At 32.6% G+C, this 7,596-nt stretch carries 6 protein-coding genes; 2 read left to right on the plus strand and 4 right to left on the minus strand.

Features of this window, described 5'->3' with window-relative positions; translation table 11 throughout:
* Positions 1–35 precede the first annotated feature (35 nt).
* Together IRZ83_RS02595 and IRZ83_RS02600 are read left to right on the plus strand one after the other, a co-directional pair.
* Positions 36–815: a 5'-nucleotidase C-terminal domain-containing protein gene (locus IRZ83_RS02595; protein WP_194566645.1), complete on the plus strand. Its 780-nt coding sequence runs from the start codon at positions 36–38 to the stop codon at positions 813–815.
* Positions 816–868: 53 nt separating this feature from the next.
* On the plus strand, positions 869–1,780 hold the full coding sequence (locus tag IRZ83_RS02600) for a bifunctional metallophosphatase/5'-nucleotidase (protein ID WP_194566647.1): 912 nt from the start codon (positions 869–871) through the stop codon (positions 1,778–1,780).
* Here IRZ83_RS02600 and IRZ83_RS02605 read toward each other — a convergent pair.
* From IRZ83_RS02605 to IRZ83_RS02620, 4 genes are all read right to left on the minus strand, one after another.
* A complete protein-coding gene (locus IRZ83_RS02605) occupies positions 1,766–2,461 on the minus strand; it encodes a lysoplasmalogenase family protein (RefSeq protein ID WP_194566649.1) in 696 nt (231 codons plus the stop codon). The genes IRZ83_RS02600 and IRZ83_RS02605 overlap by 15 nt on opposite strands.
* Positions 2,448–4,454: an NAD-dependent DNA ligase LigA gene (ligA, locus tag IRZ83_RS02610; protein WP_194566651.1), complete on the minus strand. Its 2,007-nt coding sequence runs from the start codon at positions 4,452–4,454 to the stop codon at positions 2,448–2,450. Before ligA ends, IRZ83_RS02605 begins: the two co-directional genes overlap by 14 nt.
* A gap of 244 nt (positions 4,455–4,698) precedes the next feature.
* Positions 4,699–6,633 (minus strand): OmpA family protein, encoded by a 1,935-nt coding sequence (locus IRZ83_RS02615; protein ID WP_029269579.1) that lies wholly within the window; start codon positions 6,631–6,633, stop codon positions 4,699–4,701.
* An 11-nt stretch (positions 6,634–6,644) separates the two neighbouring features.
* Entirely contained in the window at positions 6,645–7,577 is a 933-nt protein-coding gene (locus IRZ83_RS02620; RefSeq protein ID WP_029269577.1) for a type IX secretion system membrane protein PorP/SprF, read from the minus strand.
* Positions 7,578–7,596 lie beyond the last annotated feature (19 nt).

A 7,596-nucleotide genomic window follows, 5' to 3' on the forward strand; every position in this document is an offset into this window, starting at 1 on the left:
AGATTACAAAATTAATTATTTAAGTCGCATTTAAGATGGTAAAACTAAAAAAGTATAACGGATTTTTAAAACTTTTTGTTATATTCTTAACACTTTTTTTTATATTTTCCTGTAGTCAGAAGAATTATAATTTGACGAAGATAGAAGGAAAACAGCTTCCAATAACTGAAAAGGGCGCAGAAACTCCAGAAATTGAAAAATTCATAACGCCATATCGCGATCATATCAATAAGGACCTGGACAGCGTTCTAGCTTACTGCCCTGAAACTCTTGATAAAAGTACGGGTAAATGGCAAACTACAATTGGAAATCTAATGGCAGATGCATGCCTGCAACGAGGAAATCTTGTATTTAAAGCTAGAGAAAAAAAAGATATTGATTTTTGTCTTTTAAATCACGGCGGCATTAGAGCGATCCTGCCAAAAGGAAACGTTACTACAAGAACTGCTTTTGAAATTATGCCCTTTGAAAATAGCTTAGTTGTAATGGCTTTAAAAGCAGATCAAGTTCGAGAAATAGCTTCTTATATTATTAAGGTACAAAAAGCACAGCCACTTGCCGGAATGACTTTTACAATTGCAAAAGACCATACTGCTAAAAATATTTTAATTCAAGGAAAACCGATCGACGACAACAAAATCTATTATGTGGCGACCAATGACTATTTGGCAAATGGCGGAGACAACATGAACTTTTTCTTAAAAAGCAGTCAGAAATACGATTTGAATTATAAGCTTCGAAACGTATTGATCGACTATTTTAAAGAAGTAGATACCATTCCGGTCTTAAAAGATATTCGAATTACAGAAGAATAATAGATTAAAGAAAATTAGAATAAAACTTAAGCGTTACGCAAAAAACATATATCATGAAAAGAAGAGAATTTATCGAAAAAACAGCTGCAAGTACTGCTTTATTGAGTTTAGGTTTGTCATTGAGCAGTTTTAAAACTGACGATATTAAACACTTAACTATTCTGCATACTAATGATGTACACAGCCACATAGATCCCTTTCCGGCTGATGATCCGCGTAACGCGAATAAAGGCGGTGTGTCTCGTCGTGCTGCTCTTATTGAAACCATTCGTCAAGAAAATCCGAACGTGCTTTTATTAGATGCTGGAGATATTTTTCAGGGAACTCCTTATTTTAATTATTATGGAGGTGAACTTGAGTTTAAATTGATGAGCATGATGAAATATGATGCATCGACAATAGGGAATCATGATTTTGATAATGGTCTGGATGGCTTATATGCACAAATGCCACACGCTACTTTTGAATTTATCAATTCTAATTATGACTTTAAAAATACAGTCATGAACGGACTAGTTAAACCTTATAAGATTTTTAATAAAAACGGAATAAAAGTGGGTGTTTTTGGATTAGGAATTGAACTTAACGGTTTAGTCGACAAACAAATGTACAAGGAAACTGTTTATAACGATCCTGTTGAAATTGCTCAGGATATGACTCAATTATTAAAAAAGGAAGAAAAATGCGATTTAGTAATCTGTCTTTCGCATTTAGGATATAAATACAAAGAGGAAGAAGCAAAAATATGTGATTTAAAATTAGCCGAATTAACTCAAGATATTGACTTAATTATTGGAGGCCACACACATACTTTTTTAGACAAGCCAACCATTGTAAAAAATAAGGCTGGTGAAAATGTTTTAGTAAATCAAGTGGGGTGTTATGGAATAAATTTAGGCAGAATTGATTTTTACTTTGATAAAAACAAAGCACACACCAATCAAGGAAAGTCAATTATTGTATAAGACCTTTTTCTGCACTTTTACTTTTTCAAGAAAATATTCGACCATAAAATAGTACGCTAAAACTTGAGTTATATCGCGGACTAAAACCAGCACAACAGAATATGAAAAATATTCGTTGAAGATGTAAAATATGTCTGAAAAAATATAACAAACTGCCATTAAAGACATTAAAAGCGCCAAATGCGTTCCTTTAGTTATATAACTAACGAAAGAATAATAACTTAAAACACTCAATACTATTCCGTAGAAAGTATAAAGTGCATTAAATTTTTTCATATTATCAAATTGAAGGCTTAATACAGAAACCAACAAATAAGCAATAAAAATAACTACTATTGAAACCGGCAGAATATCTTTTCTCCTTAATTTTATTCTTTCATGGTCGATTATGAAAAGCTTCAAAATCAGTAAATAAACAAATAAAAAGCTAACAGCTCCGCCTATCTCAGAAACCTCAACATCCATAAGATTAAACACTTGCCCTACAAAGCAGAAGAAAAAAATTAAGCCCTCTGTTTTTCCGATCCTAAATTCACTTGTAATAATGAAGTAGAAAAAAATTGCAGGCAAGACAACAGCTTTAGCATAAATTGCTAAAATATCGTATTGCAGACAATCAAAAACGATTGTTACAAGCAATGCTAAAAAGAATAAAATCAACGATGGCTTATTCGCTTTCATTTAATTTATTTATAAAATCTTCCTCTGACAAGATAGGAATATTTAATTTAGTAGCCTTATCTAATTTTGCCGGTCCCATATTATCTCCTGCGACAACAAAATCAGTTTTTGCAGAAATTGAGCTTCCTACTTTACCACCATTATCTTCAATAGTTTTCTTTAATTCATCTCTTGAAAATTGAGTAAAAACACCTGAAACAACAAATGTTTTTCCGATGAACTTTTCAGTAGCATTCGGGTTTATTTTTTCTATAATTTCAAATTGAACTCCGTAACTTTTCAAGCGTTCAATTATTATTTTATTTTCTTGGTTTTCAAAAAATTCAATGACACTTCTTGCAATTCGTTCGCCTATTTCATCTACTAAAATTAAATCCATTAAGGAAGCCTGACTTAGTGCATCGATGTTTTTGTAATGCTTAGCTAGTTTTTTAGCTACTGTTTCTCCAACAAAACGAATTCCGAGTGCAAACAAAACACTTTCAAACGGAATTTCTTTTGATTTCTCAACGCCATTTACCAAATTTTCAGCTGATTTTTGCGCCATTCTTTCTAAGTGCAAAATATCTGATACTTTCAATTCATAAAGATCAGCGTAATTATGAACTAAGCCGTTTTTAAAAAGCAATGCAACAGTTTCTCCTCCCAGACCTTCAATATCCATGGCCTTTCTTGAGATATAATGCTGAATTCGACCAATAATCTGCGGAGGACATCCGTAAAAATTAGGGCAATAATGATTTGCTTCGCCAGCGTTTCTAACCAATTCGGTCTGGCATTCCGGACAATGCGTGATGTATTGTGTTTCTTCTGAATTTTCAGGTCGTTTGTCTAGATCTACAGCAATAATCTTCGGAATAATTTCGCCCCCTTTTTCTACAAAAACAGTATCATTTATTCTAATATCTAATTTTTTAATTTGATCTGCATTGTGCAAAGAAGCTCTTTTTACAATTGTTCCAGCTAATTGTACTGGCGCTAAATTTGCAACTGGCGTAATAGATCCCGTACGGCCAACTTGATAAGTGATAGAATTTAATTTAGTCGAAACCTGTTCTGACTTAAATTTATAAGCCATTGCCCAGCGCGGTGATTTTGCAGTATAGCCCAGTTCTTCCTGATGCTGAATACTGTTTACTTTTATAACAACTCCATCTGTTTCGTATGGTAATTGGTGACGATGAACATCCCAATAATCAATAAATTCAAAAACTTCTTGCATATTATGGACCAACTTCGCTTCATTCGGAACCTTAAATCCCCATTTTCTAGCTGCTTCTAATCCTTCACTCTGTGTAGAAAATGGCAAATTGTTTCCTGCAACAAAATACAGTAAACATTCTAAAGGACGTTTAGCTACCTCAGCACTGTCTTGTAGTTTTAAACTTCCTGAAGCCGTATTTCTTGGGTTTGAATAAGGCGTTTCTCCAATTTCAATCAATTCTTGATTCATTTTTTCAAAACCTTTATAAGGCAGAATAATTTCTCCTCTGATATCAAATCTTTCAGGATAATTTCCTTTTAATTGAAGTGGAATCGATCTTACAGTTTTAATGTTATTGGTAACCTCATCACCTTGAAAACCATCGCCACGCGTCAAAGCCTGAACGAGTTTTCCGTTTTCGTAAGTAATACTTATTGAGGCACCATCGTATTTTAATTCACAAGTATATTCCAGATTTACATTTCCAAGTACTCTTTGAATTCGGTTTTCCCAATCTAATAAATCTTCTTTAGAATAAGAATTATCTAAAGAATACATTCTGTATTGATGCGCTATCGTTTTAAAATTTTTCGTAACCGTTCCTCCTACTCGTTGTGTTGGAGAATGCGCATCAAAAAATTCTGGATGTTTATTTTCTAAATCTTGAAGTTCTTTTAGCTTAATATCAAAATTATAATCAGAAATTGTAGCATTATCGAGCACATAATAATTGTAATTGTGCTGGTTAAGTTCATTTCTTAAAGTTTGAATGGTTTCTTGAATACTCATAAAATATTAAAAATAATGCAGATTGTAATTAGAATAACTGAACATCAAAATTAGGATTATTTTTTTTCAAAAACATCAAAAAGCAAAAGTTTTAAAAATCAAAAATCAGGCGGCAAAAGATTGCAGCCTGATTTTCTTCTTGTCCATTATTCTTAAAAAGAATTAAACAAAACCAACTTCCAAATGGTTTCTTTGTTTCATATTTTTAGACTGATTATCAAATAATTAGACAATAAATATAAAACTATTTTTGGATAATAATAAAGTCAGAACGTCTATTTAACAAATGCTCTTCTTCAGTACATTTTACACCATTTTTACATTTATTAATTAATCGCGTTTCTCCATAACCAATCGCACTATCGATTCTTGAAGCATCAATTCCTTGTGAGATAATATAATCTCGTGTTGATTTTGCTCTGTTATCAGAAAGTTTCAGGTTATAAGCATCTTTCCCGCGAGAATCTGTATGCGATTCAATTTTAATTCTGATGTTTGGAAATTTCTGCATAATGAAAACTACTTTCGATAATTCTTCAATAGCTAAAGGCGTAATATCAAATTTGTCGTAATCGAAATAAATTGGATTTACATCTACTTTTTCGACACCTTTCTTTTTAACTACTAAATCATCATAATTGCTAAGTTCAAAATTAACATCTCTAATTTCACCTTCATTTTCACTTGTTGTCTGAACCGTTTTTTCATCACTGCTGTAATTCGGTTTTGCGGCAATCATTTTAGCTGTTTTTCCACACGGCACTACGATGGCATATTTTCCTTCGTAATTTGTTTTTGTCTCGCCTAAAATTTCAGTAAATGAATTGTATGCCATGACCGTAACATCAGGAAGCGGCAATTTTGTTTTTCTATCTATTGCCATACCTGAAATGCTTTGATTACAAACCGGTTTGCCTTTAATAAAAGAATAAATATCGTCATCACCCTTACCACCAGCTCGGTTTGAAGAAACATAACCGTAAGTATCTGCACTGTCAATTACAAAAGCAAAATCGTCTTTATTGCTATTGATTGGAGCGCCAAGATTTTTAGGAGTTGAGAAGGTTCCGTCAGATAAAAATGAACTTTCATAAACATCTAAATCTCCCCAGCCATAATGTCCATCAGAAGAAAAATAAAGTTTTCCGTTGCGGAAGAAAGGGAAAAGGTCATTTCCTATTGTATTGATTTTTGGTCCAAGATTTACTGGCGAACTCATTGTTCCGTCTGCAGCAATTCTTACATAATACAAATCGGTTTCACCATAACCACCTGGCATATCTGATGCAAAGAAAAGCCATTCTCCATCAGGACTTAAAGATGGATGCCCAACAGAATAATCATCACTGTCAAAGAAAACTTTTTGTGGATTTTCTAATTTATTGTTTACAATATCGCCTTTTACAATCTGAAAATTATTCGTTTTTGATTCGTCAATCACCAGTTTATTTTTTTTGACGATGTTGGTCGAATAATAAATTATTTTTCCGTTTGCATCAAAAGTGGCCGTTGCTTCATGATATTTTGTCATTACGTTTGGCAAAAATAATGATTCATTAAACAAACTTCCATCTGCTGGATTTCTTTCAGCAACATATAAATTTAGAAAAGGCTGATTGTTCCAAGTATACAGTTTTTCACTAAATTTTGTAGTGTCTCGTGCAGACGTAAAAACAATTTTGTCTTGAAAAAAAGTAGCTCCAAAATCAGATTTACTTGTATTGATATCAAGATTTTTGATCGTATACAGCGATTTTGCTTTAGCCAAACTATCCATTTGTGTTTTTTGAGCAACATATCTGTTTACTTCTTTTTGATCGCCTTTTTTATTTAAATATTCTTTCGTCATTTTATCTGCTTCATCATAATCCATAACGGCTTTCAGCGACTGAATATAACGCAAATAGTAAATATCAGTAAGATTATTGCCTTGGACTTCGTATAATTTTTTATACCATTTTAGCGCATTTCTGGCATCTGAAATAAAATAATACGAATCGGCAGCATTCTTTAGCGTTTGTGCTGATGGACTTTTGATGTTCTGTAAAATTTCTTCGTAAGCCTTTGAGGCATCTACGTAAGCATAATTTTTGAACAAGGCATCTGCTTTTTTTAAATTAGTCTGAGCAAAACTAAACGTAAAACTCAATACTAAACTTAGGATATATAATTTTCTCATAGGTTTTAAATTTAGAAGAATCGAGGAGATTTAATTTTACTTTCGCCTTTGTTAAACTGATAACGCAAGATTACTTCGTGCGATCCATCGTTGTATTTATTCAGATCGCTAACGGTGTAATCGAAAGCGTATCCGATATAAAAACTTTTAGATATTTGAAAACCTGCCAAGATGCTTATAGAATCATCTGTTCTATAAGAACCCCCTATTACAAATTTTTCAGCAATCATGAAATTCGCAGAGACATCTGCAGTAATTGGAGCTCCAGTTACTGCTTTTACTAAAAATGCAGGTTTGAATTTTAAATTCGGATTCAAATCAAAAACATAACCTCCCATTAAATAATAATGCAAACGGTCATAGTCTATAGATTCCTGAACATCATCGTAATAATTACTTTGAATAAAACTCGGAATTGAAAGACCTAAATACCATTTATCAGTATAATAATATATCCCGGCTCCAACTGCCAATTTCATTTGGTTGTCGATATTTTGATTTAACAAAACATCATTTGGATCGTAATATCTCCCTTTTGACCAATCTACATTTAACATTCGCATACCTGCTTTTAGACCGAATGCTAATCTTTTTTCATATCCTAAAGGGATTGAATAAGAGAAGTTTCCGTCAAGATAAAGTTCGTTTGATGGGCCAATTTTGTCATTAACAATACTTAGTCCTAAACCAACTTTCTCATTTCGAAGCGGTGCGTGAATAGAAAAAGATTGTGTTTCTGGTGCTCCAGAAATTCCAACCCATTGAGAGCGGTACAAAAGTGCTGCTTCTAAAGTGCCGGTAGATCCAGCATAAGCTGGATTTACCGCCATAGTGTTGTACATATATTGCGTGTACTCCGGATCTTGCTGTGCACTGGCACAAACTGTGATAAAAGAACATATTAAGATAAAATACGTTTCTAATGATTTTATATATAGTTTCATAACGATACTTATTTAGTTT

This window comes from Flavobacterium sp. JLP, from assembly GCF_015350755.1.
GTDB lineage: Bacteria > Bacteroidota > Bacteroidia > Flavobacteriales > Flavobacteriaceae > Flavobacterium.